The sequence below is a fragment of the Paenibacillus silviterrae genome (assembly GCF_030167925.1).
Lineage (GTDB): Bacteria > Bacillota > Bacilli > Paenibacillales > NBRC-103111 > Paenibacillus_G > Paenibacillus_G silviterrae.
Map to the genome: position 1 here is coordinate 199,498 of NZ_JASKUT010000001.1, position 24,906 is coordinate 224,403.

General features: G+C 53.9%; 24 protein-coding genes. 17 read left to right on the forward strand and 7 right to left on the reverse strand.

What is annotated here, in order from left to right; genetic code table 11:
* Positions 1 to 3: 3 nt before the first annotated feature.
* The 5 genes from QMO62_RS00925 (at position 4) to QMO62_RS00945 (ending at position 4,073) form a co-directional block, all read left to right on the forward strand.
* A complete protein-coding gene (locus QMO62_RS00925; protein ID WP_284637996.1) occupies positions 4 to 330 on the forward strand; it encodes a DUF1292 domain-containing protein in 327 nt (108 codons plus the stop codon).
* A 25-nt stretch (positions 331 to 355) separates the two neighbouring features.
* Positions 356 to 661 carry a DUF1292 domain-containing protein gene (locus tag QMO62_RS00930; protein WP_284637998.1) on the forward strand — a complete coding sequence of 102 codons (306 nt, stop codon included), beginning with the start codon at positions 356 to 358 and terminating at the stop codon, positions 659 to 661.
* A gap of 66 nt (positions 662 to 727) precedes the next feature.
* Entirely contained in the window at positions 728 to 1,798 is a 1,071-nt protein-coding gene (gene mltG, locus QMO62_RS00935; protein WP_284637999.1) for an endolytic transglycosylase MltG, read from the forward strand.
* A gap of 14 nt (positions 1,799 to 1,812) precedes the next feature.
* Positions 1,813 to 2,754: a peptidase U32 family protein gene (locus QMO62_RS00940; RefSeq protein ID WP_284638001.1), complete on the forward strand. Its 942-nt coding sequence runs from the start codon at positions 1,813 to 1,815 to the stop codon at positions 2,752 to 2,754.
* A 26-nt stretch (positions 2,755 to 2,780) separates the two neighbouring features.
* Positions 2,781 to 4,073 (forward strand): peptidase U32 family protein, encoded by a 1,293-nt coding sequence (locus QMO62_RS00945; protein ID WP_284638003.1) that lies wholly within the window; start codon positions 2,781 to 2,783, stop codon positions 4,071 to 4,073.
* 83 nt (positions 4,074 to 4,156) lie between these two features.
* On the opposite strand, the gene QMO62_RS00950 is transcribed toward QMO62_RS00945, so the two are convergent.
* Positions 4,157 to 6,046, reverse strand: a complete 1,890-nt coding sequence (locus tag QMO62_RS00950) for a terpene cyclase/mutase family protein (RefSeq protein ID WP_284644820.1) — start codon at positions 6,044 to 6,046, stop codon at positions 4,157 to 4,159.
* Positions 6,047 to 6,578: 532 nt separating this feature from the next.
* Here QMO62_RS00950 and QMO62_RS00955 point away from each other — a divergent pair.
* Positions 6,579 to 8,585 (forward strand): methyl-accepting chemotaxis protein, encoded by a 2,007-nt coding sequence (locus QMO62_RS00955; RefSeq protein ID WP_443690015.1) that lies wholly within the window; start codon positions 6,579 to 6,581, stop codon positions 8,583 to 8,585.
* Positions 8,586 to 8,739: 154 nt separating this feature from the next.
* Complete coding sequence (locus tag QMO62_RS00960) at positions 8,740 to 10,539, forward strand: peptidoglycan D,D-transpeptidase FtsI family protein (RefSeq protein ID WP_284638006.1); 1,800 nt, start codon at positions 8,740 to 8,742, stop codon at positions 10,537 to 10,539.
* Here QMO62_RS00960 and QMO62_RS00965 read toward each other — a convergent pair.
* On the reverse strand, positions 10,533 to 11,819 hold the full coding sequence (locus tag QMO62_RS00965; RefSeq protein WP_284638008.1) for an ATP-binding protein: 1,287 nt from the start codon (positions 11,817 to 11,819) through the stop codon (positions 10,533 to 10,535). The genes QMO62_RS00960 and QMO62_RS00965 overlap by 7 nt on opposite strands.
* Before the next feature lie 105 nt (positions 11,820 to 11,924).
* On the opposite strand from QMO62_RS00965, the gene QMO62_RS00970 reads away from it, so the two are divergent.
* On the forward strand, positions 11,925 to 12,764 hold the full coding sequence (locus tag QMO62_RS00970) for a glycoside hydrolase family 191 protein (protein ID WP_284638010.1): 840 nt from the start codon (positions 11,925 to 11,927) through the stop codon (positions 12,762 to 12,764).
* 4 nt (positions 12,765 to 12,768) lie between these two features.
* On the opposite strand, the gene QMO62_RS00975 is transcribed toward QMO62_RS00970, so the two are convergent.
* The 4 genes from QMO62_RS00975 to QMO62_RS00990 form a co-directional block, all read right to left on the reverse strand.
* Positions 12,769 to 13,797, reverse strand: coding sequence for a metallophosphoesterase family protein (locus QMO62_RS00975; protein ID WP_284638012.1), 1,029 nt, complete (start codon positions 13,795 to 13,797; stop codon positions 12,769 to 12,771).
* A 139-nt stretch (positions 13,798 to 13,936) separates the two neighbouring features.
* Positions 13,937 to 14,299: a hypothetical protein gene (locus QMO62_RS00980; protein WP_284638013.1), complete on the reverse strand. Its 363-nt coding sequence runs from the start codon at positions 14,297 to 14,299 to the stop codon at positions 13,937 to 13,939.
* A gap of 75 nt (positions 14,300 to 14,374) precedes the next feature.
* On the reverse strand, positions 14,375 to 15,322 hold the full coding sequence (gene corA / locus QMO62_RS00985; RefSeq protein ID WP_284638015.1) for a magnesium/cobalt transporter CorA: 948 nt from the start codon (positions 15,320 to 15,322) through the stop codon (positions 14,375 to 14,377).
* 28 nt (positions 15,323 to 15,350) lie between these two features.
* A complete protein-coding gene (locus QMO62_RS00990) occupies positions 15,351 to 15,935 on the reverse strand; it encodes a YitT family protein (RefSeq protein ID WP_284638017.1) in 585 nt (194 codons plus the stop codon).
* Between the two features lie 161 nt (positions 15,936 to 16,096).
* Here QMO62_RS00990 and QMO62_RS00995 point away from each other — a divergent pair, with 161 nt between their 5' ends.
* The 6 genes from QMO62_RS00995 (at position 16,097) to QMO62_RS01020 (ending at position 20,454) form a co-directional block, all read left to right on the forward strand.
* The gene (locus tag QMO62_RS00995) at positions 16,097 to 16,699 is read left to right on the forward strand and encodes a winged helix-turn-helix domain-containing protein (protein WP_284638019.1); all 603 of its coding nucleotides are present in this window, start codon (positions 16,097 to 16,099) and stop codon (positions 16,697 to 16,699) included.
* Entirely contained in the window at positions 16,696 to 16,923 is a 228-nt protein-coding gene (locus QMO62_RS01000) for a hypothetical protein (RefSeq protein WP_284638021.1), read from the forward strand. The genes QMO62_RS00995 and QMO62_RS01000 overlap by 4 nt, the downstream gene beginning before the upstream one ends.
* A 33-nt stretch (positions 16,924 to 16,956) precedes the next feature.
* Entirely contained in the window at positions 16,957 to 17,538 is a 582-nt protein-coding gene (gene clpP / locus QMO62_RS01005) for an ATP-dependent Clp endopeptidase proteolytic subunit ClpP (protein ID WP_284638023.1), read from the forward strand.
* 185 nt (positions 17,539 to 17,723) lie between these two features.
* Positions 17,724 to 18,959, forward strand: a complete 1,236-nt coding sequence (locus tag QMO62_RS01010) for a DUF2157 domain-containing protein (RefSeq protein ID WP_284638026.1) — start codon at positions 17,724 to 17,726, stop codon at positions 18,957 to 18,959.
* Positions 18,952 to 19,488, forward strand: coding sequence for a GDYXXLXY domain-containing protein (locus QMO62_RS01015; protein ID WP_284638028.1), 537 nt, complete (start codon positions 18,952 to 18,954; stop codon positions 19,486 to 19,488). Before QMO62_RS01010 ends, QMO62_RS01015 begins: the two co-directional genes overlap by 8 nt.
* 99 nt (positions 19,489 to 19,587) lie before the next feature.
* The gene (locus QMO62_RS01020; RefSeq protein WP_284638030.1) at positions 19,588 to 20,454 is read left to right on the forward strand and encodes a lipoate--protein ligase family protein; all 867 of its coding nucleotides are present in this window, start codon (positions 19,588 to 19,590) and stop codon (positions 20,452 to 20,454) included.
* Positions 20,455 to 20,485: 31 nt separating this feature from the next.
* On the opposite strand, the gene QMO62_RS01025 is transcribed toward QMO62_RS01020, so the two are convergent.
* The gene (locus QMO62_RS01025) at positions 20,486 to 21,214 is read right to left on the reverse strand and encodes an alpha/beta hydrolase (protein ID WP_284638031.1); all 729 of its coding nucleotides are present in this window, start codon (positions 21,212 to 21,214) and stop codon (positions 20,486 to 20,488) included.
* Positions 21,215 to 21,480: 266 nt separating this feature from the next.
* Here QMO62_RS01025 and pdhA point away from each other — a divergent pair, with 266 nt between their 5' ends.
* Genes pdhA through QMO62_RS01040 form a run of 3 tightly spaced genes read left to right on the forward strand, consistent with a single transcriptional unit; the run spans position 21,481 to position 24,905 of the window.
* Entirely contained in the window at positions 21,481 to 22,551 is a 1,071-nt protein-coding gene (pdhA, locus tag QMO62_RS01030; RefSeq protein ID WP_284638033.1) for a pyruvate dehydrogenase (acetyl-transferring) E1 component subunit alpha, read from the forward strand.
* A 28-nt stretch (positions 22,552 to 22,579) separates the two neighbouring features.
* Entirely contained in the window at positions 22,580 to 23,560 is a 981-nt protein-coding gene (locus QMO62_RS01035; RefSeq protein WP_284638035.1) for an alpha-ketoacid dehydrogenase subunit beta, read from the forward strand.
* Between the two features lie 28 nt (positions 23,561 to 23,588).
* The gene (locus tag QMO62_RS01040; RefSeq protein WP_284638037.1) at positions 23,589 to 24,905 is read left to right on the forward strand and encodes a dihydrolipoamide acetyltransferase family protein; all 1,317 of its coding nucleotides are present in this window, start codon (positions 23,589 to 23,591) and stop codon (positions 24,903 to 24,905) included.
* The last annotated feature ends 1 nt before the right edge of the window (position 24,906 follow it).

A 24,906-nucleotide genomic window follows, 5' to 3' on the forward strand; every position in this document is an offset into this window, starting at 1 on the left:
ACCATGTCCGACAAGGATCAAGTATTGAGTCAAGAGCTGTTGGAAGACGAAGAGCCGGAAATTATTTTTATCCCGGACGAAGAGGGCAATGAAGAAGAGTTCGAAGTGATAATGAAATTCGAGGTTGACGGTTCTGACGCCAAGTACATGATGGTTGTACCTGTCGATGCCGAAGAGGAATCCGATGAAGTCTATGCATTCCGTTATGAAGAAGACGGCGACGATTTGCAGCTTTACACGATTGATAACGAAGAAGAATGGAATATCGTGGAAGAAACCTTCAATACGCTGATGGAAGAATTTAACGGCGAAGAGGAAGAGTCCAAGTAGCACCCGGCTGTGGGGAGGAAGTTTCATGGATGCGGCAAGCGTGAAGGAGACGCGTCAGTTGCGCGATGCGTTCGGAGATGATATTATTTTGTATGATGAGCGCGAAGAATCCGTTGTGTTTCGCATCGTTTCGGAGTTTCTGGTGGGCGATCAAGGCTATGCCGTGCTGGAGAAGGAGAACCCGCAGAAGGATGAGGGCCCCGAGATTTTTCGGGTCGGCCGTAATGCGGCGGGGGAACCGGAGCTGGAATCGATTGTGGACGACGAGGAATGGGAGAATGTCTCCGAGCTCTATGACGAAATGACGTTTCCGGACGACGAGAAGTTGTAAGGCTAACCTTGTTTATGTAATGAACAGCCTGAGCGGAGATATCCGCTCTTTTTCGTTTGTTTGGGAATGCCTGCCGCGAAAGGGGCGGTTGATATAACGAGAAATTGGTGGAAAGCAGCTCTTTCCGCAGTCCTGGTCTTGGCTTGTATCCTATGCGGCTTCGTCTGGTATTTGGGTGCCCTTATGCATCCGACGGCTGCCTCGGAAACCGGGGTACGGATTTCCTACCCTAAGGGAACGGGATTACAGGAGCTGGCTGCACAGCTGGAAGAAAAAGATGTTATTCGAAATGCCAAGGCCTTTATCCTTTTTGTAAAATATAAGGGGGAAGGGACCCGCTTTCAGGCAGGGGAATATATGATGTATCCCGGCATGAAGCTGGAGTCCATCGTGAGCCAGTTAAATCGCGGCGAGACCGTCAAGGAAGAAACTGTACGCCTTACGGTTCCTGAAGGGTTTACGATCCGTCAGATCGCAGAGAAGGTGGCTGAGCTGGGCATGGATGCGGATAGCTTTGTCACGGCTGCACGCGACTATCAAGGCGGTGAGGGACAAGCCATTCGGCAAATTCCGGCCAACCCGGCGATTCGGGAACGGTTGGAGGGGTATCTTTTTCCTGAAACGTATGAATGGAAGAAGGGCGCTTCACCGCAGGACATGCTCGACCGGATGGCCCAAGAGCTGGACAAGCGGCTGCAGCAGCTGCCTGCGGACTGGCAGCAAGTGATGGCGCAGCGGAAGCTGAATTTGCATGAAGTGATGACGATCGCCTCGTTGATCGAACGCGAGGTGGTGCTGGATGAGGAGCGGCCGCTGGTGGCAGGCGTTATCCACAATCGGTTGAACAAGCGCATGCCTCTGCAGATCGACGCCACCATTCAATATTTGTTCGATAAACAAAAGGACAGGCTGTTCGAGAAGGATCTGCAAGTGGAAAGTCCTTATAATACGTATTTGCACACAGGGCTGCCTCCGGGACCGATTGCGAGCCCGAGCCTTGCCTCGATTCGGGCGGCGCTTTATCCCGAGGAGACGAAGTTTCTGTTTTATGTAACGAAAAAGGACGGCAGCAAGGGGCATCTGTTCGCAGAAACCTACGAGGAGCACTTGAAGAATATAGCTGAGAGTAAAAAGTGAAGCGGGTGATCGGATTGAAGAAACCGGAATTATTGATTGACGCCGGCTCCGTAGAGGAGATTCGGAGATATATGGAAGCTGGGGCGGATGCTGTGCTTGTAGGCGTGCATGCCTTCGGCTTGCGATTGCCCGGGGAGGTAAGCGCTCAGGAGCTGGCTGGCATCCTGCCATGGGTTCGGGAGCGCGGCGGAAAGGTGTATGTGGCCGTCAACCGCATCATGGAGAACGGGCTGCTGGCCGAGCTGACCGATTACGTAAGAAGCATGCATGAGCTGGGTGTCGATGCGTTTGTATTCGGCGACCCTGCGGTGCTGATTGCTCTCCGTTCGGCTGGAGTAAGCGGCGTACCGCTGCACTGGAATGCAGAAATGACGTCGACGAACTATGAGACGGCACGCTACTGGGGACGCAAAGGCGCGACTCGGATGGTGCTTGCCCGCGAGCTCAACTTGGAGGAAACGCTGGAGATCAAGAGGCAGTTCGGCGATGAAATGGAAGTGGAGTCCCAGGTACACGGAATTACGAATATTTATCATTCCAAGCGCAGCCTGCTGACCAACTACGGTGAGCATCTGGGCCGCTCAGAGCTGAGGGAGCTCGGCACGGGACTGGATGAAGGGCTATTCCTGATCGAGCAGGAGCGTAAAGACGAGCGCTTTCCGATCTTCGAGGATGCCAGCGGTACGCATGTGATGAGCTCGGATGATATTTGTATGCTGGAAGGCTTGAATGAGCTGATGGAGGGCGGCATCGACAGCTTTAAAGTGGAATCGCTGCTGAAGTCGGTCGAATATAATGAAACGGTGCTTCGCAGTTACCGCAAGGCTATTGACGCTTACGTTCTGGACCCGGAGGGGTATGTGTTTCAAGAGGAATGGGTTGACGCGATCCGTGAGCTGCAGGATCCGCGGCGGGAGCTGTCGTTTGGATTTTTCTATAAAGAGCAGGTTTATTAATTCAATAGGGAGAGAGGTGATTGATTATGACTTTGGTCAAAGAAGAGCTCCTTGGCAAGCGAGTTCGTTTGGAAAAGCCGGAGCTGCTGGCACCAGCCGGGAGCTTGGAAAAGCTGAAGTTTGCCGTACACTATGGTGCGGATGCAGTGTATATCGGCGGTCAGCAGTATGGATTACGTTCGAATGCGGATAACTTCACCTTCGAAGAAATGCGGGAAGGCGTAGAATTCGCAAAGAAGTATGGAGCCAAGGTGTTCGTAGCAACGAACATTTATGCTCATAATGAGGATCTGGCGGGATTGGAGGATTATCTTCGCGGGATCGAGCAAGCGGGCGTCGCCGCCATCATTGTAGCGGATCCTGTCATCATTGAGACGTGCCGGAGGGTAGCGCCAAGTCTGGAAATCCATTTAAGCACGCAGCAATCGACGATGAACTGGCAAGCGGTGCAGTTCTGGAAGGAAGAGGGCGTAGACCGGGTCGTTTTGGCGCGGGAAGCGAACATGGAGGAAATCGTCGACATCAAGAAGAACGTCGATATCGAGATCGAAGTATTCGTCCATGGCGCCATGTGCAGCTCCTGGTCCGGCCGCTGCGTGTTGTCAAACCATTTTACGGATCGGGATTCGAATCGCGGGGGCTGCTGTCAGTCGTGCCGCTGGAAATATGATTTGTTTACGACCGAGGAGGATGCTGTGGAGGCGGAGGCTGCCCGGATCAAGGAGCTGCCGCTCTTCCAAGAGGGCGATAACCCCTTCTCCATGAGCTCCAAGGATTTGTGCATGATTGAGCATATTCCGGCGATGGTCCGCTCCGGTGTCGACAGCTTCAAGATCGAGGGCCGGATGAAGAGCGTCCACTATGTGGCGACCGTCGTGAATGCGTACCGTCAAGCCATCGACGCTTACTTCGAGGATCCGGTCGGCTATGAATTGAAGCAGGAATGGCTGTACGAAATTCAGAAGGCGGCCAACCGTCCGCTGAATACGGGCTTTTTCTTCGAGGATCCGGGCCATGAGGACCACATCTTCGAACCGGAGGAGAAGGCAGCGCCTTATGATTTCGTCGGCGTTGTTATGGATTACGACGCGGAGACGGGAATGGCGCTGATCCAGCAGCGTAACCACTTCAAGCCCGGGCAGGAGGTCGAGTTTTTCGGACCGAAGGGCACCTTCTTCAAGCAGTCGGTCCCGGCTATTACGGACGAAGCGGGAGCTTCGCTTGATGCGGCACGCCACCCGCTGCAGCTGATTCGCATGAAGGTGGAGCAGCCGGTAAATCCGCACGACATCATGCGTAAGAAGATGGGCAAAAAATAAGCTGAAGCAAGCCGCTGACACCGGGGACTTAGTCACCGTGTTCAGCGGCTTTTTCGTGTGCATCAGGCTTAGGCATTCCGACACTACCCGAACTTTCTGCGGTAATGCGCAACTGCTAGCAGCGGCCAAATGTAATTGTAGCTATGGTAACGCGTATAGAACAAGCCCGGCAAGCCTGCACCGGTAGGATAGGCCCAAGCCTCAGGGCTTGCTTCCTTCCCCTCTTTAATAAACCGCAGCAGCGCCTTCAGTCCCTTCACCAGCTCCGGCGTAGGCCTCTCATGGGCGGCGACGAGGGCATCCAGCGCCCAAGCCGTTTGGCTCGGCGTGCCGAAGCCGAGAGGAACGTACTTGCGCACGACATCGCTTCGGCACGATTCGCCCCAGCTGCCGTCGGGAAGCTGCTGCTCCAAGAGCCAGGATACCGCTTTGCCGACGGCTCTCTGCTCTGACGGCACCCCGACGGCGCACATGCCGGTTACGGCTGCCCAAGTACCGTACAAATAACAGACGCCCCATCGGCCATACCACGAGCCGTTTCCCTCTTGGTGACTGAGGAGCCAGTCTACGGCTTTGCTAATGAATGGCAGCTTGATGGTAAGATCTGCATAGGAGCCGAGAAACTCCAGCGTCCTTCCGGTCAAATCGGCCGATGAAGGGTCGATCGTAGCGTCTGCGGCGTTGGGAAGCGGCAGCCAGGTAAGCAGGCTGAGGTCGGTGTTCTTCTCGAAGGCCGGCCAGCCTCCGTCGTCATTTTGCATCGAGATGAGCCAATGAAGTCCGCGGTTCCAAGCTTCCCGGAAGGGCTCCTTATGCCTCAGCCGGGATAGAGCGCGCAGTGCGGCGCTCGTATCGTCGATATCGGGATTGATCGTGTTGATATCGGAAAAGCCCCATCCGCCGGAGTAGGCGTTGGCATTACGGAGATACCAGTCCCCCAGCTTATGCTGCTGCCGCGACAATAGATAGTCCGAAGCGCGGGCGAGAGAAGGGTGCTCGGGAGACACTCCCGCTTCCTGCAGTGCGCCGCTAAGGAGAGCGGTGTCCCAAACCGTGGAGGTTGAGTTCTGGATATGGGGATCGTCCTCGCAAGGACAGGCTAACGACAGGAGTCCTTCAACCGCTCGAAGAATCACGGGATGATCAGGGGCGTAATCCAATGCCCGAAGCGCATAGATCATAAGGAAGGTAGCGCTGGCATAGCTGTACAGCGTCCCGTCGCTTTCGATCCGGGAGAGCATGAATCGTTCGGCCTCGTGTAATGCCTTGCGATGCAGCTGCTCCGGGAACGAAGCAAGCTTCGCCAGCTGCTCCTGAACCTGCTGCAGGAAGGAGCCTGAGCGCATTTGGGGTGCTTCGGGCGGGGAAACCGTCCCTTCCCGATTCGGATGAAGCGAGCTTATATCCGGTGTCCATGGAGTGGAAAGCACGAAGCGACGATCGGCAAGGACGAGGACGGGAGCCATATGAACACGCGAGAAGCCGACAAAGTCGTAAAAGCTGACAGGCGCTTCATCGGGAATCAGCAGCAGCTCGACCGGTATCTGAAGACGGGGCCAAGGATACGAACCGGTTACCGCAAGCAGCACCTTGGTCAGCAGACTGTTCACGGAGGCCAAGCCGCCTCGGGATAATATATAGGCATGAGCACGGGTTAGGGGTTCGTCTGTCGGCTTATAGAGCCCCGAAAAGAGCAGCGCATAATAGCATTCCACCGATGCGGCAAGGTTTCCCTCCTCTTCGTCGGCATACAGCTTCCACGCTCCGCTGCTTTGCTGACAGCTGAGCAGCCTCCTGCACCATCGGGCGATATTCCCGTCTTGGTTATTCATTCCCAGGCAGCGCACGGTAATAATCAGGAAGGCCTCCGTTAAGGTTCCTGATTCAAAGCAGAAGCGCCAGGCTCCGTCGGGCGACTGGCGCTCGATCAGCCGGTGCTCGAATCCGTTCCATTCGTTAGGGTCCCACAGCATATCATTCACGGCGGCTCCGCTCCTTTTAGGCAAAGCGTAATCTGTTCCATATGTATGACGGGAAAACGGCAATCATTCAAGCCGAGGACGCTTATATGACAGTTATGGAAGCATTTACCGTGAGGCTTTAAAAAAATGATGCCGAGCAAATAAAGGGAAAAGAAGAATTATGTCGAAATCAATAAGTATACATATCAAGGACTATTTTCCTGTATAGGTGGTGTCAGCAGTAAAATTTTTGAAATGAAAACGATTTATTGAAGGGATTTAGCTGAATGTGTCGAATAGTACAGTGGCAAAGGCTGAATCCTCCATATCGAGCAAACACATCAATTAACAGATCAGGGTGGTGGTTCCTGTGAAGAACTGGCGTTCCGTGACGGGCGAGTGGCTTCAGAGAACTAAGAAAGCAGCAGCATCGGTAAGCGCAGCAGTCGGACAAAAAAGAGGCGGAGCAGCTGCGGGGACAAAGGCGTCGGGACAGGCGCTAGGAGCGGACAGCTTATTGAAAAACCCTGCGCAGTCGGTGGGCATGAAGCTTTTCATTATTTTCTTTATCAGCATCTTGTTTTTCGTGCTGACCGTGGGCTTAACGTCCTACAATATTTCGGAAGGGGTCATTCAGAAGAAAGTTTCGGAGGCCTCGCTCCAAACGATTAAGCAGGCAGGTCAGAAGCTCGATCTGATGTTCGGTCAATATGAAGATCTTTCCATGCAAATTTTGCTGGACGATGAATTGAAGAAGCAGCTCGCGGAAATGGACAATGTGAACAAGGGGAGCTACGATTATTTGCAGCTGCGGCAGAAGATCGGCGATAAGCTGAACGTATACTCCTATGCCAATAAAACCCTCAAGGCGTTGCACCTGTTCCGTGCCAACGGCGAGGCAGTAAGCTCGGCAGGCGGCAATGTCAGCCAGGATCTTGTGTCGGGTGCGGATTGGTTTAAGCTGATCATGGAAAACAACGGCCGTGCGGTCTGGCTCGAATCCCGGACGAAGGGCTTTGTAGAGTCGGCGGCAGGAAGCGGCGCACCGACCTTCGCTATCGGTCGCGTTCTCAAGAACACGAATACGAACAACACACAGGCTATCCTTCTGATGGAGATTAATCTTGATACGCTTACCAAGGAATTGGGCGATATCGATATGGGCGAGGATGGAACGATCGCTGTGGTAACGCCACAGCTTCTCAATGTGTGGAGTAATAAACAGGATGAAATTGCGAAAAATTCCGGTTTGCAAATTCAGAAGGAACAGCTGTCCGAGGATTCGTCCACGTTACTGGATAATACCAAGGATACGCAGATTGTTTATTACAAATCGTCCAAAACAGGCTGGTACCTGCTTGGCGCAATGCATGTCAATGAGCTGGTAAAAGACGCAAAGGCCATCTCGAATATGACTTGGGTTATGGCGGGGATTGCCGCAGTGATCGCTGTGTTGATCGGATTTTTTGTTGCTCGCATGATCGGCCGTCCGGTCGTCACGCTTCGCGACCTGATGAAAGAGGGCGAGCAGGGCAATCTGCGGGTTCGCATGATCGTGCAATCCCGTGACGAGATTGGACAGCTGGGTCACAGCTTCAACCAGATGATGGAGAAAATTACGCAGCTGGTCCAGCAAACGAACCGTTCCGCCAGAGAAGTGCTTGAAACGGCCGGGGAGCTTTCCGATGCCTCCAAGAAGACCGCGACCTCCGCAAGAGAGATCGCCGTGGCAACCGAGGAGATCGCAAGCGGGGCTTCGAGCTTGGCCGTGGAATCCGAGCGGGGCAATGAGCTGACGCATCATATCGGGATTCAAATGAAAAACGTGGTACAGTCCAACGTGGAGATGGGTACCTCCGCTTCTACGGTGCAGAAGTCTTCCGAGCAAGGGATCGAGTATATGTCCGAGCTGATCAACAAGACGAATGCAACGGAAGCAATGACCCGATCGATGGTTGAGAAAGTAGATAACCTGAAGGAAAGCACACGTTCCATCGTGAAAATTCTCGATGTGCTCGGCAATATTACGAAGCAGACGAACATTCTCTCGCTGAATGCCACGATTGAAGCGGCTAGAGCTGGAGCTGCAGGCAAAGGCTTCATGGTAGTTGCCGATGAGATCCGCAAGCTGGCGGATCAATCGCGTCAATCGATTGCCATCGTAGGGCAGATCATTGAAACGATCCAGCGGGAAATTGATGAAACGGTCAACGTGCTGTCGCAGGCATATCCGATTTTCCAAGAGCAAATCCTCTCGGTAAAAGAAGCGGATACGATCTTCAAAGAGGTACAGACGCATATGGGCGGTTTCATTCAGCAGCTGTCCGAAGTGACGGAATCGATCAGCCAGCTGGATGCATCGCAGAACGTGCTTTCCGATGCAATGGCCAATGTCAGTGCCGTAGCGCAGCAATCGTCTGCGACATCGGAGGAGGTAGCCTCCTTAAGCTCCGAGCAGATGAGCATCAGCAATGGTCTGGTGAAGCTGTCGGACAAGCTGGAGGAGCTGTCGAACTCACTTCAGGATTCGTTATCCAAATTCCAAGTCTAATGAAACGATGATGGTTACAAGAGGTTGTTTCTCTAAGCTGAAAGGGTCAGCTTGGGGAGGCAGCCTCTCTTTGTTGTGCCATGGTTTGCAGGAAGACAATTCTGCTCATACTGGAAATATGAAGGAACTGATAGCAGGAGGAGGCGAGACAAGCGTGGACAATGAAACGATACCCAAAAACCGGTTGTTTATCGTGCTGCTCATCGTCATATCCATCCTGCTCGCATGGAATGCCCGGCTCTTCTGGATTCAGATCGCCGCCTCCCGAAGCTTTAGCGACCGCAATATCGATTTGGTAGAAAATTCCGTCATTCAACGGGAAGAGGGCATTGTACTGGATACCGGAAGAGGAGATTTCTATGACCGGGACGGCCGCTCGTTAACAGGCGAAACGCTTTCGGTGCTGACGATCTTTCCCATACACCGGGAGGAACGATCCGATCCGGCCACTGTGGCAAAGATCAAGAAGGCAGGCGCCATTCTTGGCGTGTCGGCAGAACGCTGGACCCATTACTTAGAGCTGGTCGCCTCGCCGCAAATATGGTCCGAAGCGGGAAAGCCTGCGGCGCTTAGTCCAAAGCAGGCGGATCAGCTTACTGCGCTGGGGCTTCCGCACATTCGCGTCATGCCGTACCGTGTCCGTTACCACACTCCGCAGGCAGCGTCTCAAGTGATCGGCTTCATCAGTCAAAATCCGGAGAGAATGAACCGGCTGTTCACGAATCAGGTGCACAGCGGCGAGCTGCAGCTGAGCAGCAAGATCGGCAATGCCGGTCTGGAGAAAACCTTCGAGCCCTGGCTGCGCGGCATCGGGGTGACCTCCGTTTCGCTATTTACGGATAGCGCCAAGAGGCCGGTGGCCGGATTAAATGTGCGTATCCATCAGCCGGAGAACCGGTACTACCCCCTGAAGGTCGTCACCACGCTGAATTTGCCGATCCAACAAAAAGTGGAGCAGGCAATGGAACGGCTTAAGATCGAGGAAGGAGCTGTTGTCGTTCTGGACATGGCGACGGCGGACGTGGTGGCCATGGCCAGCAAGCCGGTCTATAATCCTGAGCGGATTGATCTCTCGCAAGGCGGATGGAGCAACCGGGCGACCAAATCTGCCGTGCCCGGATCCATCTTCAAGACGGTTACCGCAGCGGCGGCGATAGAAGAGAAGGTAGTGGGAGCACACGAAACGTTTCATTGCGACGGTGAGCTCGGCCGTTATGGATTCACGTGCTGGAAGAAGGAAGGCCACGGCACGTTAACACTGGAGGAGGCGTATGCCCATTCCTGTAACATCGTCTTCGCCAAAGTAGCCGAACGATTGGGCGGAGCGAAGCTGGAGGAATATGCCAAGCGGCTTGGCGTGACGGAGCCTGTGGGATGGAGGGGAGACGCAGCGGGCATCGGCTCCTTCCGGCAGTGGGACGCAGAGGATCAGGGTCAAGTGTTCGCGGCAGCAACCGATCAACAGGACCATGGCGTGATCGTGCAAACCTCTATCGGACAAAGGGATGTAAGAATGACTCCGCTTCAGGCAGCCAATCTGGTTGTTACATTGCAGCATGAGGGGCGCGTACAATCTCCAAGAATCGTGAGTGAAATCCGTTTTCAAAATGACAGGCTCTATGAAGCGTTTGCGAAGCAAGCACTGGATACGGGGATGAAACGGATTAAAGCCTCGACGGCCAAACAACTGCTGAAGTGGATGGAGGAGGTAGTGGAATACGGTACGGGCAGTGCACTGAAAAGTGCGTCATGGGAGGTTGCGGGCAAATCCGGTACGGCCCAGATTGTGCTTCCGAACGGCAAGCCCGGGGAAAATCACTGGTTCATCGGGTACGGCCCAGCCGAGAAGCCGAGATATGCCGTTGCCGTGCTGATTCAGAATCGGCCGGAGGGAGTAAGCAACAAATCCACTACCCTGTTTAAAGAGGTAATGGATTTGTTAGCCGTTCAGTGATATGAGGTATGGCTTAGAGAGGGAATCAGCAGGGAAAAGCACGTGCCGCGTCCGACCTCGCTGGTGACATCGATTCTGCCTTGTATATTTTGAATGACTCGGTAGGTAACCATCATCCCGAGGCCGGTTCCTTTGCCGCGCGTGGAATAGAAAGGATTCCCAAGGCGGCTGATCTCCTCTGTCGTCATGCCGACGCCTTGATCGATAATATCAATGCATACGGTTTGGCTTTGCAGTGCTCCGTTAATTTGCAGCTTGCCTCCTGAGGGCATGGCTTCAATGCCGTTCTTGCACAGGTTCACGATACACTGGAAAAATTTTTCGGGATTCGCGCTGATCATCAGCTTATCGCTCAGGTGCAGTTCGACTTCAACATTGCGGAGCTCCGCAAAAGCATGAAGCGACTCCGCGGCATGAAGGATCACCTTCCCGGCATCCACCAAGGTGATGGCTTCCAATTGAGGCTTGGCGAACGATAAATAATCGTTAACAATGGATTGGGTCTTTTCCAGTTCTTCGAGCACCATTTGCGTATAAATCTGCCGCTTCTCCTCCTGAAGCTCCTGCTGGTTCATCATTTGGACAAAGCCGCGCGCTACCGTCATCGGGTTGCGAATCTCGTGAGCGAAGGAAGCGGCCAGTTCGCTAAGCACATTCATCTTTTCGCTTTGCTGCGTGAGGCTGCGCTGCATCCAATTGTGCTTTATCTGCTCCATGACATACGTCACCAGGCCCATGGTGAATCCGTGCAGGACTATGAAGAGACTGAAGAATTTCAGGTCATCGGCAACCAGCTCCGGCCCTTGCCACATGCGCAACCCGACTGAGGTGACCGCGGATATGAGGGCGATTAGGATTCCGAGGACTGCTCCGGCCAAGGTCTGCTGCAGCCTTGTTGCCTGAGTGGAGATATGCCGTTTATAGTACGAGAGCATGACGAGGTCCAGCACTATAGCGATCGGCATCATATACATCCCTGCTCCCCCGATCATTACACGGTACAGCAGCAGCAGGACCGAGAGTGCAAGCGCATGGCGCATTCCCGCATATAGGAAGCAGGTGGCGATAGGAATAAATCTCAAGTCGTACTTGAACCCCGCCGACAGCTCGAAGGGGAACGACATGCAAAGGAGCATCATGATCCCGCAGGTGGCAGCCAACGCCGTCTGATTGGTTCTTTGCGTATGGTTCGGTGCACGATCCACCCAAAACACTTGATAAAGCAGCAATGGGGTGATTAGAAGGCACATATTAATAAATAATTGATTCCATAAATTCACAACACGTATCACCTAAGGTTAAGTAGTTCGACTGCATGCTTTTCTTATTCGACAATATCTTTAAAATTCCTACATAAACAATGAAAAAATTAGGAAGGGCCGATTATGAATCGAAGAAAGCTCGCTTTGGCAATGACGATGACCATCTGGCTCGGGTTTTCGTTCTTAGGTGTGCGGCCCCAGCTTGGTGCAGCCAAGGGTCCCTTGTCATCGGTAGACAGCTATACGATCTACTACGGCCCTTCAACCTTCGAAGCAATGAATAGAATGAAGAAGCTGGATATGGCTATCCTTGAGCCGACGGCATACACCAAGGAACAAATACAAGAGCTTCAAGCCGCCGGTACGATGCTGATCGGTTATATCAGCGTAATGGAGTCGCCGGTATGGAATACCGGACGAATGCAGCGGCTGGCTCCCGCGCATTATTATCAGCCGAACGGTCAAAAGGTCCATTTTACCGAGTGGGATTCTTATTTGATGGATTTACGTGATCCGATATACCGTGATGTTTTGCTTGAGGAAATACAGCGCTCTGTCATTGATCATGGGCTGGATGGGATTTTCTTGGACACGGTCGGTGACATCGACGAGTATGTGAAGCATCCGGGGGTAAGGCAAGAGATGCGCGAAGCTTACCGAACGTTATTGCAGCAGATCACCGGGCGATTCGGGCCGATTCCGATGATTCAAAACAGGGGCTTCAACAGCCTGGAGCTCGCCGCGCCTTACATTGAGGGGATATTGTGGGAAGACTGGAGGGCAGACTGGGAGCAGGACGCCTGGACCCGCAGCAGGGTAGAGAAGGTGCTTCAAGAGCAGGGGAGGGGACTGAAGGTTTTCTCCGTGTCCTCCTCCTCTGATGTAAGAAACGGCAAGTCGGCAAGAAAGCTGCGATTTGTTCACTTGGACGCGCCGGGTGGCTACGGAAGCAAAGCGCATTAGCTGCCTATAGCAGCGGAATATCCCAGCGGGCTTCCTGGATCCAGCTGCGGTCGACAAATTCGCGTCCGCGAATAACCACCTTGTGAGGGTACACCTGCACGTACATGCCCTGCGCCGTCGTTCCCGATGCAGCTCGAGTACGGCCGACGGAGGCGTTATTGAACCAATGGAAGGAATTTTGCCAGTTGTAATGCTCCTCCCCGTAAAAGGTGCGGTGGGAATGCCCCGATAGCACAAATACGTTCTTATAAGGCTCAAGGATCGCGCGGAATTCCTTCGCCCGGACCAGCCGGTGCGTTCCTCCGTCCGTCCCGGGATCCGGCAGGGGCTGGTGAATGAAGACGATCGCAGGCTTCCGGTTATTGTCGTGCTCCTGCATTTTTTGCTTAAACCAAGCCATTTGGGCATCTGAGTACCATGCGCCTTCGCCGACCTCCGGCTTTTCCTCGAAATAGGCCTCTTGAGAGAGCATAATCAAATGCACGCCATTCAACCAAACGTCAGTATACGGCTTATCGGGATAACCGATGAAGTCCATAAACCGCTTGCGGCTCATCGCGTCGGTTTTGCCGTTAGGAGCCGTCTCCGTTGAAAACTCCCCGGTACGGGTCAGCCAAATATCGTAATAATCGTGATTTCCCATATTCGCATACACCGGCGGAAGCGTATATTGGCTCATAATGCTCTTCAGCAGGCGGTAATCGGAATCGCGTGCAAAGTCCGTCAGATCCCCGCCGAGCAAAAGGGCGTCCACGCCGGATTCGAAGCTCGAAATATCCTTGAGCGCATAATGAAGCCTCTCCGTCATGGAGCCTTCGCTTACCGAGATATGCAGATCGCTGAGTAAAAAGAAGGACAGCAGCGGAGTTTTCGGCGTTCCGTCAACGGCCCCGGCTCTCTTGACAGGTAACGGGCCGGGCTCCGCCGCCTCTACGGACGTTTTGCGGGTGGCTGCCCATACAGCAGCTCCCCCTCCGGAAACCAAGGCCAGGAGTCCAAGCATTTTTTTGATAAAGCTGCGTCTTGATACCATACATTCGACAACCCCTTACGATCTTTACCTTGATTATAAATCAAGGGGGGAGAATTGAAAATGAAAAAGCAATAAACGGGTACCCGAAGTGCAGGCTCGTTTATTGCTTTTTCATTGTATGTCTGTACGTCGCGAAATTTTAGCGCCCCCGGCGTCGAAGCCGAGCCCCGAGCACTCCTGCAAGGCCGAGCAAGCCCAACCAGCCGATCGAAACCCTGCTGCCGGTCGAATCTTCCGTTCCGGCGGCACGCATCCGGTACATCTCGTCGGCCGTGCCGGTGGCGCCCCAGCGCCCGCCGGAAATGCCGAGCATATCCACTTGGCGTCCGTCCGCTTCAATTTTGATTCCGGGTCCGTGGATTACCTGGGGGGGAGCCGCGGTAGACCAGGGCAGCCCGGCACCGGCATAAGTGCCGGGCACAGCCGGTTGCTGCTGATGCTGCGCCCAAACCGGCGTGCACCAGAGGAGACCCGTCATAATCATTGCAAAGAGCTTTAGCATCTGCTATAACCTCCTCAACCTGTATAGGTTCAGTATTAGCTATAGCATGCTCGACAAGAAGGGAAAACATGAGAATTAATCAAACCATCCCTTTCTTCGAAACCACGAAAACATTCCGAGACCGATACCGAGCATGAAGCTCAGCGCAACAAAATATCCCCATTTCCATGTCAGCTCCGGCATGTACTGAAAATTCATCCCATAGATGCCGGCAATAAAGGTCAGCGGCATGAAAATCGTCGTAATGACGGTTAAGGTTTTCATTATGGTGTTGGCCCGGTTGGAATTGAGAGATATATAGTTGTCCCGCATGTCCGAGCTAACCTCGCGATTCGTTTCGATGATTTCTCCCAGCTTCAGCAGGTGATCATAGATATCCGTGAAATAGAACAGCTGGTCCTTTAAGCCGGAGATCCGGTCGGAATTCGTGATCCGATACAGCAGCTCCCTCATCGGAACGATCGTTCGGCGGAGCTTCAGCAGCCTGGAGCGAACCTCGAAAACCTCCTTCATCAGCACCTGTACGGAGGCTTGCTTCGTTTCGATCTCGTTCAGCTGGTCTTCCACCTCATAAACACAAGGAAAGTAGTGATCCACAATCTTGTCCATAATCAGGTAAGCCGCGTGAATGTGGCCTCTGGCACGGAGAGTGGATTGCTCGCTCATCCGCTTCCAGGCCTCCTCCACTTCGAGAGATATGTCGTAGTGGAACGAAACCAAATATGCAGGCCCCAGAAACAAATTCACCTCGGAGGCCTTCAGGCTAGGGGTTTCCAGCGCATGCAGGACGAAGAAATGGACCTCCTCGTAATGCTCCAGCTTCGGACGCTGCAGCAGATGAAGGCAATCCTCAATCGCCAGCGGATGAAAATGAAAATGATGCTCCAAAACGGAGGTCTCCTCGGGTGTGGGATCCGATAAGTCCACCCAGTACCAGGCAATATCGTCCCGTTGCCCTATCTGCTCCAAGGTGATCCCGGAGAGCAATTCTTGACGTTGATTCACAGCTAATACACGGATCATCTGTACTACCCCTCGTTGGCTGAGTGAATTAGGAGACGGGAGGAGCTGCATATTTTCTAAAGGTTATCAGGGTGGAGAACAGTCCGGCTGCCGTCACAGTTATAAGTGATAATACCACTTCCTTCTGATGAAGAACAAGCATCCCGGTGGTGAGGATGAGCAGGTCGAACAGGTAGATCAGCATACCTGCGTTCATCTTGAATATTCTGGACAGAAGCTGGGCAAACAGGTCCAATCCTTCCGAAGTGATATCGTTCAGAAGCATCACGCCGATCCCGGTACCGATCAGTATCCCCCCGAGAATTGCGCTGAACAGCGGCGAAGTCTGCAAGGTGAACGAAACCGGTTGGAAGAACGTAAGAAATACGGCGGAGATCAGCAGACCGATCACATTGGTATAAAAAAAGGAGCGATTGTAGAACCAGGCGAGCACATACACCGGGAAACTGCAAGCAAGGATAACGGCTCCGATATTCCAGCCGAGAACATAATTGAGGATGAGGCCGATACCGATCATGCCGCCGTCCAAAATTTGAAAGGGCACAAGGAACTGATGGACCGCAGTGGAGATCAAGAAGGAGCTGAGGAGTACGGCAAGCGTTTTTTTGAGCAAGGATCTGCACCTCCGTTCTTCAGGACACTCCCCATATGTATGCGTTCGGACTGGAGAGAATAACCGGTTTGTCCTCCGGGTTCCGCTTGGAAGTGTTTGACAAACGAAGTATAACGTAATAAAATATTTTTACGTACAGAAAAAGTGTTAGGTGGTTGGTCGTGGTGACCTTTGAGATTCAAGAGAGCCGAATGGTCGAATCCCCGGAGCAGGCAATCGCTTTGCTGCATCCGCTTCGAGCAGATATCGTTTCCAGACTTGCCGAGCCTGCCTCCGCCGCAGAGATCGCAAGAGCGCTCGGAGAGGCCCCGCAGCGGATGAATTATCATCTTAAGGCATTGGAGAAGGTGGGCTTGATCCGGAAAGTCGGGACTCGGCAGGTGCGTAATTTGGTCGAGGTGCTGTACCAAGCCATAGCCAAAACCTTCATCCTTGCGGAGTCGCTCAGCCTGCCGCCGGAGACCTTGGAACGGCTGAAGGAGCATGGATCGCTTCTGCAGCTCGTAACAACGGCGGAGCAGATGAAGAAGGATGCCGTGATGCTGATGGAGGAGGCGGAGACAGCTGCGGAAACACCAAGCGCTACGCTCCAGTTTCAGGTACATCTCAAGGATGGGGAGGAGCGGCAAGCCTTTATCGAGGAATATGCAGCAATGGTGGAGCAGCTGGTGAATAAGTATCATGCAAGGAAGCAAGGAGCCGCGGCCTATCGGGTGCTGCTGGCTGCCTATCCTAAGCCGGGTGAAGGAGGAGATCGGACATGAGCGACAAAGATCATGTATTGCTGAAAAGGTCCGCCGTGAAGGAAGGGAAGAGGGACGGAGGGATGCCGATGCCGTCAGAAGAAGATTTGGTATCCAGCAGGCTGCTTCACCCTGGAGACGAAGACAGAGAGCCAGTTCGGCTGCTGATCGTCACATCAGGCTTCGGACGCACCGGAGGAAGCAACAGAGGAAAGAACGCCGATATTTGCAGTATGGCAGCATAGGGAGTTGAATGAATTGTGACGGAGGTGCCAAAAATGACATTTGTGCCTATGGTTGTGGAGCAAACGGGACGCGGAGAGCGCTCCTATGATATTTATTCCAGATTGCTGAAGGATCGGATCGTGTTCCTGGGTACGGAGGTAAATGACCATTCGGCCAATGCGATCATTGCGCAGCTGCTGTTCCTGGCGGCAGAGGATCCTGAGAAGGATATTCACCTATACATTAACTCTCCCGGAGGATCGACCTCGGCGGGTCTCGCCATATTTGATACGATGCAGTTCATCAAACCGGACGTATCGACCATATGTGTCGGCAGTGCCGCTTCCATGGGAGCTGTCCTTCTTGCCGCAGGGGCTCCGGGGAAGCGATTGGCGCTGCCAAATGCCGAGGTCATGATTCATCAGCCCTGGGGAGGAGCGCAAGGGCAGGCGGCCGATATCCACATTCGGGCACAGCACATTCTTAAAACCCGTCTGATTCTAAATCGGATCTTATCCGAACGTTCCGGACAGCCGCTGGAGAAGATCGAGCGTGATACGGATCGGGATTACTATATGACCGCAGCGGAGTCGGTAGCTTATGGGTTGATCGATAAAGTAATCGAGCGAGTGTGAGAAGAAGGCTGAAGAAGACCGGTCCATCCGTGAAGGGATGAGGCCGGTTTTTTCAGGTTCTGCGCGAATACGCGGCAAATTGACAGGTACTAGAAAAAGATAGTACTTTTTTTCCATGTCTACAGCTGTATACTGGAGATATAACAGGTTGCCTCTACAGGCAAGTTGAATAAGGGGTGAGCAGGATGAGCAGAAAATGGGTGGAGAAAGAAGGCCCGCGTTGGGTGGATAAGGGAATCGTCACCCGCGAACAGGTGGAGCAAATTACACGCTTGTATGAAGATAAAAAGCATGCTGTAGGGCTGCTTCCGATTCTCGGAAGCCTGCTGGTAGGGTTAGGGATTTTAAGCTTTGTCGCGGCGAATTGGCAGGAGATTCCGCAGCTGTTCCGTCTTGCCATGATGATGGCGGTTATGGCCGGCTTCTACGGAGCGGGGGAGAAGCTGATCCGGAATGGACAGGACCGGCTCGGCCTGGCGTTGGTAAGCTTAGGTCTCGTCAGCTTCGGAGCCTCCATGGTCTTGATCGGCCAGATGTTCCATCTGATCGCGTATAACGCGGGAACGTTCATCCTATGGGCTTGTGCGGGTGCAGGTCTCGCGTGGATTTATCGGAGCAGGTATTTATACTTGATTGCTCTGTTGCTCTTTACCATAGCTCAGTGGTATGCATCAACCGAGCTTCACGGCTTCAGCTATACTTCGATCGTACTGATGGCGCTTAGCTTAGGCGGCTATCTGTGGAAAAGGCCTGATTCGCAGCTGATGTCGGCTTTCAGCATCAGCTTCGTGCTTCAATCCATCATGTGGGTAGGGGCGGAGGATTTCAGGTTCGTGTGGGCCTTCCTGCCTGTGATGGCACTGTATGTGCTTGGGGACTGGTGGAAGGAACGCAGGCCGGCATTCGCCCTGCAAACGGCCCCTTTAGCGCTGGCCTTTGGCTTCGCCCTGGTGATGGTGCTGTTCCCGGAGGCGTATACCGGCGGCAGTTATGGCATGGAGCGTAACACGATACTCATTTCGCCGTGGTATGTGGTGCTTCTGGTCGTCTTATTCGCCGTCTCCTTCTTCGGCAAGCTTCGGCAAAAGCAGGCGGCAGGTGCGTTTGAATGGATTCTCCTTGCTCCTTTCTTTTATTTGCCGGAAGGAATGAGCGTGCTGTATTTACTGGCGATGTTCTTTTTCTCCTTCTACGTATTATGGCAGGGGTATTTGGAGGAATGGCGCTTTAAAATCAATGTAGGCACCTTCTTGTTCATTATTAGCACGATGGTGGCTTACGGGAAGCTGACATGGGATTTTATGGACAAATCGCTGTTTTTTATTCTGGGAGGGCTGCTTCTGCTGCTTCTTAGCTGGTTCCTAAACCGGAGGAAAAAACAGTTCTTCGAACAGATGAAGGAGGACAAAGAGCATGAATAGGGAGAGCGTGACGGTAAGGCGACGTCCGATGTGGATGACGGTTTCGACGATGCTGCAGCTGCTCGTGCTCGCGGGCATTGCGATATCGTACTATGCGGTCGGCTGGTTCGGTCAGGATGTAAGATTGAAGACGGTGCCTGTGGATCCGCGAGATATTTTATACGGGGATTATGTAACGCTTAGCTATGATATCAGCAGGCTTTCTCCTTCGTTATGGAAGGAAGGGGGAGAGCTTCCGCAGCCGGGAACGCCGATCTATGTAGTTGTTAGACAAGGGCCGATGGAATGGGCTGAGGTTGTTGGGGCTTACCGGTCGGAGCCGGCGGTTGCCGAAGGCGAGGTCGTCATTAAGGGCCGCGTCGATTACAGCTGGGACGAGGAGATCCGGGTCGATTACGGTATCGAGCGTTATTACGTGCCCGAGAATACGGGCAAGGTGCTTGAGGATAAGGCGGATCGCTTGACGGTGAAGCTGAAGGTGGCTCCTTGGGGGCAAGCGAAGATCGAAGGCATCGAAGAGCGAAAGTGAAGCGATGTCGCCAATCGTAAGACATCGGGTGTTTGCTTGCCGCGGGCCTGCCCCTTACAATAAGGAATAGACAAGACGGACAGGGGGCGGCAGTTACGCATGAGTAGGGAGCTTGAGGGGAATACCTTTCGGAAAGCGGAAGATGAGGCAGCGCTTCAGCTGCCGGGCAGCATGTTACTATGGGATCGTACAGCACATCTGGAGGAGCCGGATGTGCTGTATCCGTTCGCGCTGGAGGAGCTTCTGTGCAGGCATGTGGGTGAGGGCGGAGTCCCTCTGGTGCATTTATGGAGGCATCCGAAGGCGTTTGTCGTGGGACTCAGGGACAGCAGGCTGCCTTATGCGGCGGAAGCGATACGCTGGCTGGAGTCGGAGGGCTACTCGGCCACGGTCCGAAATTCCGGTGGGGCGGCAGTGCCGCTGGACTCGGGCGTCGTGAATGTGTCCCTAGTGCTGCCCAAACGGCAAGGCGAGCTTGATTTCCACGATGATTTCGAGCGGATGTATCGGCTGATTGCCAGAGCATTATCGGAGTCCGACGTGGCTAAGGGCGAGATTGTGGGAGCGTATTGCCCGGGAGATTACGATTTAAGCATCGGAGGCCGTAAGTTTTGCGGCATCGCCCAGCGGCGTCAGGCCAAGGCCTATGTCATTCAAGCCTTCGTCGTTGTGGAAGGGAAAGGGCAAGAGATGGCCGCACGGGTGCGGGAATTTTACCGTAGGGCCTCCGGGGGCTCGGAAGCGCTGGATTATCCACGCGTTACGGAGAACAGCATGGCAAGCTTGGCTGAGCTGACGGAACCGTCCGGCACCATGACGGCAGAGCGGTTCATTGAAGGGGTAAAGCGCGTGGTGCGTGAGCGGCAGAAGCAGGAGCCTCTGGATGAAAAGACCGTGCTGCTGCCTACCCGGGAGCAGGTCCTCGAGATGGCGGACATGCTCCGGGCAAGGTATGGAGTAACATAAACCAAGGGTGCGCTGTAGTGGCAGCTGGCTATCAGCGAAGCATGCGTATCAGCATCGCCGGTAATTCAATTTGCCAGAAGCCCCATAGGTGCTTCCCCGGCTTTTCTTCATAATGAACCTGACAGCTTCTCGATACGAGGAGCTTTTTTGCCGTTCGGTTCGCCTCAAGGAAGTCAAAGCTCCCTCGCTCCGTGCGCACCTCCGTTTCCTCCAGTCCGATGACCATGTCCACCTGCAGGTCTGACAAGTCGGTTTCTATGGCAATCCGGTCCTGCGTTGTTTGTAAAAATGCGCCGGATAAGGATATTACTTTCCGAAATAGGCTAGGATAATCTAGAGCAAGATGCAAGGAAACGGTGCCGCCCAGCGAATCACCAGCAAGAAGACGGTTCGCAGGCTCCCGGCGGATGGGATATTTGTTCTCCAGAAAAGGGATCAGCTCCTCGGCAAAAAAGCGACAGTAGGCCGAAAAGCGGTTGCCTTCCGGAGCATATTCGGAAGTTCTCACAGCTTTGTCGACGTCCACTCCTACGATGATGGCCGGTTCCACGCCTTCGTCGTAGATAAGCCGGTTCATTGTGGTGACGATTCTGCCGAAATTAAAAAAGTCTTCTCCATCCTGACAGTAAATGACAGGATAGGAGACAAGCTCGTTATAGCCCGGCGGCAAGAAGACGCGAAGCGAACGTTCCTCGCCCAATAGGGCGGAAGCGAGCCGTTCTTTGACAATGGTTCTTTTATAGTACAAGCTGTCGTCCATCAGAGAAACCTCCTGTGTATTATAACAGCAGAATCGACATATTTTGAGTGATGCTCAAGGATTCTGATGCTCCCAGCTGTGCTGCTGTCTAAGTAAGCTATGCAAACTGTATTATATATTTTGTGAAACTGTTATATACATAATTAAGTTATAAATGCGGATGAAACAAGTATTATCTTGTGTTATTCACGAAAACAGGTTTATAATATTACTATAACAGAAAAAGAAGTTTTTCGTTACCTATTCTAACTAGAGGTGAATATACGATGAGCAAGCCATATGTAGTGACTTCGCCGGACGTAACCCCGCTGCAGATACTGGGGGAGGACGGCTCCGTTGTAAATCAAGAGGCGATGCCGAACCTTTCGGATGATCAATTAAAAGAACTGATGCGCCGCATGGTGTTTACCCGAACTTGGGACCAGCGCGCGGTGAACCTGACACGTCAAGGCCGTCTCGGCTTCTATGCTCCGGTATCCGGACAGGAAGGAACAATGATCGGCAGTGAGTTTGCCCTGAATCAAGATGATTTCGTCTGTCCGGGCTACCGCGATATGCCTCAGATCGTATGGCACGGGCTGCCGATGTACCAGGCGTTCCTGTATTCCCGCGGACACCAGCATGGCGGACAAATTCCTGAGGGCGTGCACGTTCTGATGCCGCAGATCATCATCGGCGCTCAGATCCTTCATGCCATGGGCGTTGCGATGGCGTTCAAGAAACGCGGCGAGAAGCGTGTGGCCATTACGTATACCGGTGACGGCGGTTCCTCCGAGGGCGATTTCTACGAAGGCTTGAACTTCGCGGGTGCCTACAAGCTGCCTGCCATTTTCGTCGTGCAAAACAACGGCTATGCCATCACCACGCCGTTCGCGAAGCAAACGGGTGCCCAGTCCGTAGCGCATAAGGCGCTGGCTGCCGGTATCGCCGGTGTGCAGGTGGACGGAATGGACGTTCTGGCTGTAGTCAAAGCCGTTCAGGATGCTGCAGAGCGCGGACGCAACGGCGAAGGCGCGACACTGATCGAAGCATTGACCTACCGGTTCCTGCCGCATTCCATGTCCGGTGATGACCCTTCCAAGTATCGTACGAAGGAAGAAACGGCTGAGTGGGAGCAGAAGGATCCGCTGCATCGCTTCCGCTTGTATCTGCAAAGCAAGGGCTTGTGGACGGACGAAGAAGAAGCGGCTGTTGTTGAAGATGCTAAGAACACCGTAGCCGAGCAGATCAAGAAGGCCGAGGAAACCGAGAAGATGACCGTTCCGGGCCTTATCGACAGCATGTTCGAGACGACACCTAAGCATCTGGAACAACAAAAAGCGGACTACCTAGCGTAAGGGCACAGGAGAGGGAGGAATAGCAATCATGGCTCAAATGACAATGATTCAAGCGATAAAGGATGCAATGCGCGTCGAGCTGCAGCGCGATCCGAACGTAGTGATTTTCGGGGAAGACGTCGGTAAGGTCGGCGGGGTATTCCGCGCTACCGAGGGACTTCAAGGCGAATTCGGCGAAGAGCGAGTATATGACACGCCTCTGGCCGAATCCGCGATCGGCGGTATGGCTGTAGGTATGGCGATTCAGGGCTTCCGTCCGATTATGGAAATTCAGTTTGTCGGCTTCTTGTTCGAAGCGTTCGACCAGATCGCCGTACAGGCTGCCCGCATGCGTTTCCGTTCCGGCGGCCGCTATCAAGCGCCGATTACCATTCGTATGCCGTTCGGCGGCGGTGTGAAGGCAGCTGAGCTGCACACGGATCCGCTGGAAGGCTTGTTCGTTCAAACACCGGGGCTGAAGGTGGTTGTCCCGTCCAACCCTTACGATGCGAAGGGGCTGCTCATCTCCGCTATCCGCGACAACGATCCGGTTGTGTTCATGGAGCACTTGAACCTGTACCGCTCGTTCCGTGCCGAAGTGCCGGAGGGTGAATACACGGTGCCGATCGGTAAGGCAAATGTAGTGCGCGAAGGTACGGACGCAACGATCATTACTTACGGCGCTATGGTTCACACTTCCTTGAAGGCAGCGGAAGAAATCGAGAAAACCCGCGGCGCGAAGGTGGAGGTCATCGATCTGCGCACCTTGATGCCTCTTGATATCGAAACGATCGTGGAATCGATCAAGAAGACCAACCGCGCGATCGTCGTTCAGGAAGCGCAGAAGACAGCCGGTATTGCGGCTGAAGTGATCGCTCAAATCAACGAGCAGGCTATTCTTCATCTGGAAGCGCCGGTGCTGCGCGTCGCACCTCCGGACACGGTGTATCCTTTCGCACAGATTGAGGATCAATGGCTTCCGAACCCTGCCCGTATTATCGCGGGATTGAATAAAGTATTGGATTTCTAAGCTGACGGAGACTAGGAGGTTTGCGGGTATGGCGAAGTTTGAATATCGGTTCCCGGAGCTTGGCGAAGGGATTCATGAAGGCGAGATCGTCAAATGGCATGTAAAGCCAGGCGATACGGTAAACGACGAAACGATCCTGATGGACGTGCAAAATGATAAATCGACGGTGGAGGTTCCTTCTCCGGTTGCCGGTAAAATCGTTGAGCTGAAGGTTGGCGAGGGAACGGTTTGTACGATCGGCGATGTGATCGCCGTGCTTGAGGTCGAAGGCGAGGTGCCTCAGCAGGCGCATGGTCATGAGGCTCCGGCGACCACCCCGGCTCCGGCTGCAAGCGAAGCGCCTGTGCCGAACTCCGGAGGCAATCCGGCGGCGAACACCGGTGCGGCTCCGGCGGCAGCTCCAGCACCGGCGGGCGGCCAGGTGCTGGCAACCCCGAGCGTGCGCAGACTCGCACGCGAGAAGGGCGTGAACATCGCTAGCGTGCCTGCGACCGGTCGTAACGGTCGCGTAACGCGCGAAGATGTTCTGGCCTTTGCGGCCGGCGGCGGTGCAGCAGCGCCGGCGGCGGCAGCTGCGGCGGGCGAAGCGCCGGCAGCAGCGGCTCCGGCAGCGGCGTCGGCGGCTGCCGTAACGATCGGCGAGCGCGCTGAGGAGCGCGTGCCGTTGAAGGGCATTCGCAAGGCGATTGCGAATGCGATGGTCAAGAGCGTGTACACGGCTCCGCACGTGACGCTCATGGACGAGGTCGACGTCACGCAGCTCGTCGCACTCCGCAGCCGCGCGAAAGCAACGGCCGAGAAGAAGGGCATCAAGCTGACGTACCTGCCGTTCATCGTGAAGGCGCTCGTGGCAGCGGCACGGGAGTTCCCGGTGATGAACGCCATGATCGACGAAGAGAAGCAGGAGATCGTCTACAAGAAGTACTATAACATCGGAATCGCTACGGATACGGATAACGGTCTGATCGTACCGGTGATCCAAGATGCCGACCGCAAAAATATTTGGACCATCGCTACGGCGATCAAGGATCTCGCTACCCGCGGCCGTGACGGCAAGCTCGGTCCGGCAGAGCTGAAGGGCTCTACGCTGACGATTACCAATATCGGCTCCGCAGGCGGCATGTTCTTCACTCCGGTGATCAACTTCCCTGAGGTAGCCATCCTCGGAACCGGACGCATTACCGAGAAGCCGGTAGTGAAAAACGGGGAAATCGTAATCGCACCGGTTATGGCCCTGTCGTTAAGCTTCGATCACCGGATCATCGACGGTGCTACGGCGCAAAACTTTATGAATTACATTAAGCAGCTGCTTGCAGATCCAGAGCTGCTCATAATGGAGGTGTAAT

What these genes read in the sequence shown, in the direction of transcription:
- QMO62_RS01010 (WP_284638026.1), top strand. Translation starts at nt 17,724, where the DNA reads ATGAGCAGAAAATGGGTGGAGAAAGAAGGCCCGCGTTGGGTGGATAAG.
- QMO62_RS01015 (WP_284638028.1), top strand. Translation starts at nt 18,952, where the DNA reads ATGAATAGGGAGAGCGTGACGGTAAGGCGACGTCCGATGTGGATGACG.
- QMO62_RS00980 (WP_284638013.1), bottom strand. Translation starts at nt 14,299, where the DNA reads ATGCTAAAGCTCTTTGCAATGATTATGACGGGTCTCCTCTGGTGCACG.
- QMO62_RS01040 (WP_284638037.1), top strand. Translation starts at nt 23,589, where the DNA reads ATGGCGAAGTTTGAATATCGGTTCCCGGAGCTTGGCGAAGGGATTCAT.
- pdhA (WP_284638033.1), top strand. Translation starts at nt 21,481, where the DNA reads ATGAGCAAGCCATATGTAGTGACTTCGCCGGACGTAACCCCGCTGCAG.
- QMO62_RS00975 (WP_284638012.1), bottom strand. Translation starts at nt 13,797, where the DNA reads ATGGTATCAAGACGCAGCTTTATCAAAAAAATGCTTGGACTCCTGGCC.
- QMO62_RS00930 (WP_284637998.1), top strand. Translation starts at nt 356, where the DNA reads ATGGATGCGGCAAGCGTGAAGGAGACGCGTCAGTTGCGCGATGCGTTC.
- QMO62_RS00945 (WP_284638003.1), top strand. Translation starts at nt 2,781, where the DNA reads ATGACTTTGGTCAAAGAAGAGCTCCTTGGCAAGCGAGTTCGTTTGGAA.
- mltG (WP_284637999.1), top strand. Translation starts at nt 728, where the DNA reads ATGCCTGCCGCGAAAGGGGCGGTTGATATAACGAGAAATTGGTGGAAA.
- QMO62_RS00950 (WP_284644820.1), bottom strand. Translation starts at nt 6,046, where the DNA reads ATGCTGTGGGACCCTAACGAATGGAACGGATTCGAGCACCGGCTGATC.
- clpP (WP_284638023.1), top strand. Translation starts at nt 16,957, where the DNA reads ATGACATTTGTGCCTATGGTTGTGGAGCAAACGGGACGCGGAGAGCGC.
- QMO62_RS00970 (WP_284638010.1), top strand. Translation starts at nt 11,925, where the DNA reads ATGAATCGAAGAAAGCTCGCTTTGGCAATGACGATGACCATCTGGCTC.
- QMO62_RS00925 (WP_284637996.1), top strand. Translation starts at nt 4, where the DNA reads ATGTCCGACAAGGATCAAGTATTGAGTCAAGAGCTGTTGGAAGACGAA.
- QMO62_RS01035 (WP_284638035.1), top strand. Translation starts at nt 22,580, where the DNA reads ATGGCTCAAATGACAATGATTCAAGCGATAAAGGATGCAATGCGCGTC.
- corA (WP_284638015.1), bottom strand. Translation starts at nt 15,322, where the DNA reads ATGATCCGTGTATTAGCTGTGAATCAACGTCAAGAATTGCTCTCCGGG.
- QMO62_RS01020 (WP_284638030.1), top strand. Translation starts at nt 19,588, where the DNA reads ATGAGTAGGGAGCTTGAGGGGAATACCTTTCGGAAAGCGGAAGATGAG.
- QMO62_RS01000 (WP_284638021.1), top strand. Translation starts at nt 16,696, where the DNA reads ATGAGCGACAAAGATCATGTATTGCTGAAAAGGTCCGCCGTGAAGGAA.
- QMO62_RS00955 (WP_443690015.1), top strand. Translation starts at nt 6,579, where the DNA reads ATGAAGCTTTTCATTATTTTCTTTATCAGCATCTTGTTTTTCGTGCTG.
- QMO62_RS01025 (WP_284638031.1), bottom strand. Translation starts at nt 21,214, where the DNA reads ATGGACGACAGCTTGTACTATAAAAGAACCATTGTCAAAGAACGGCTC.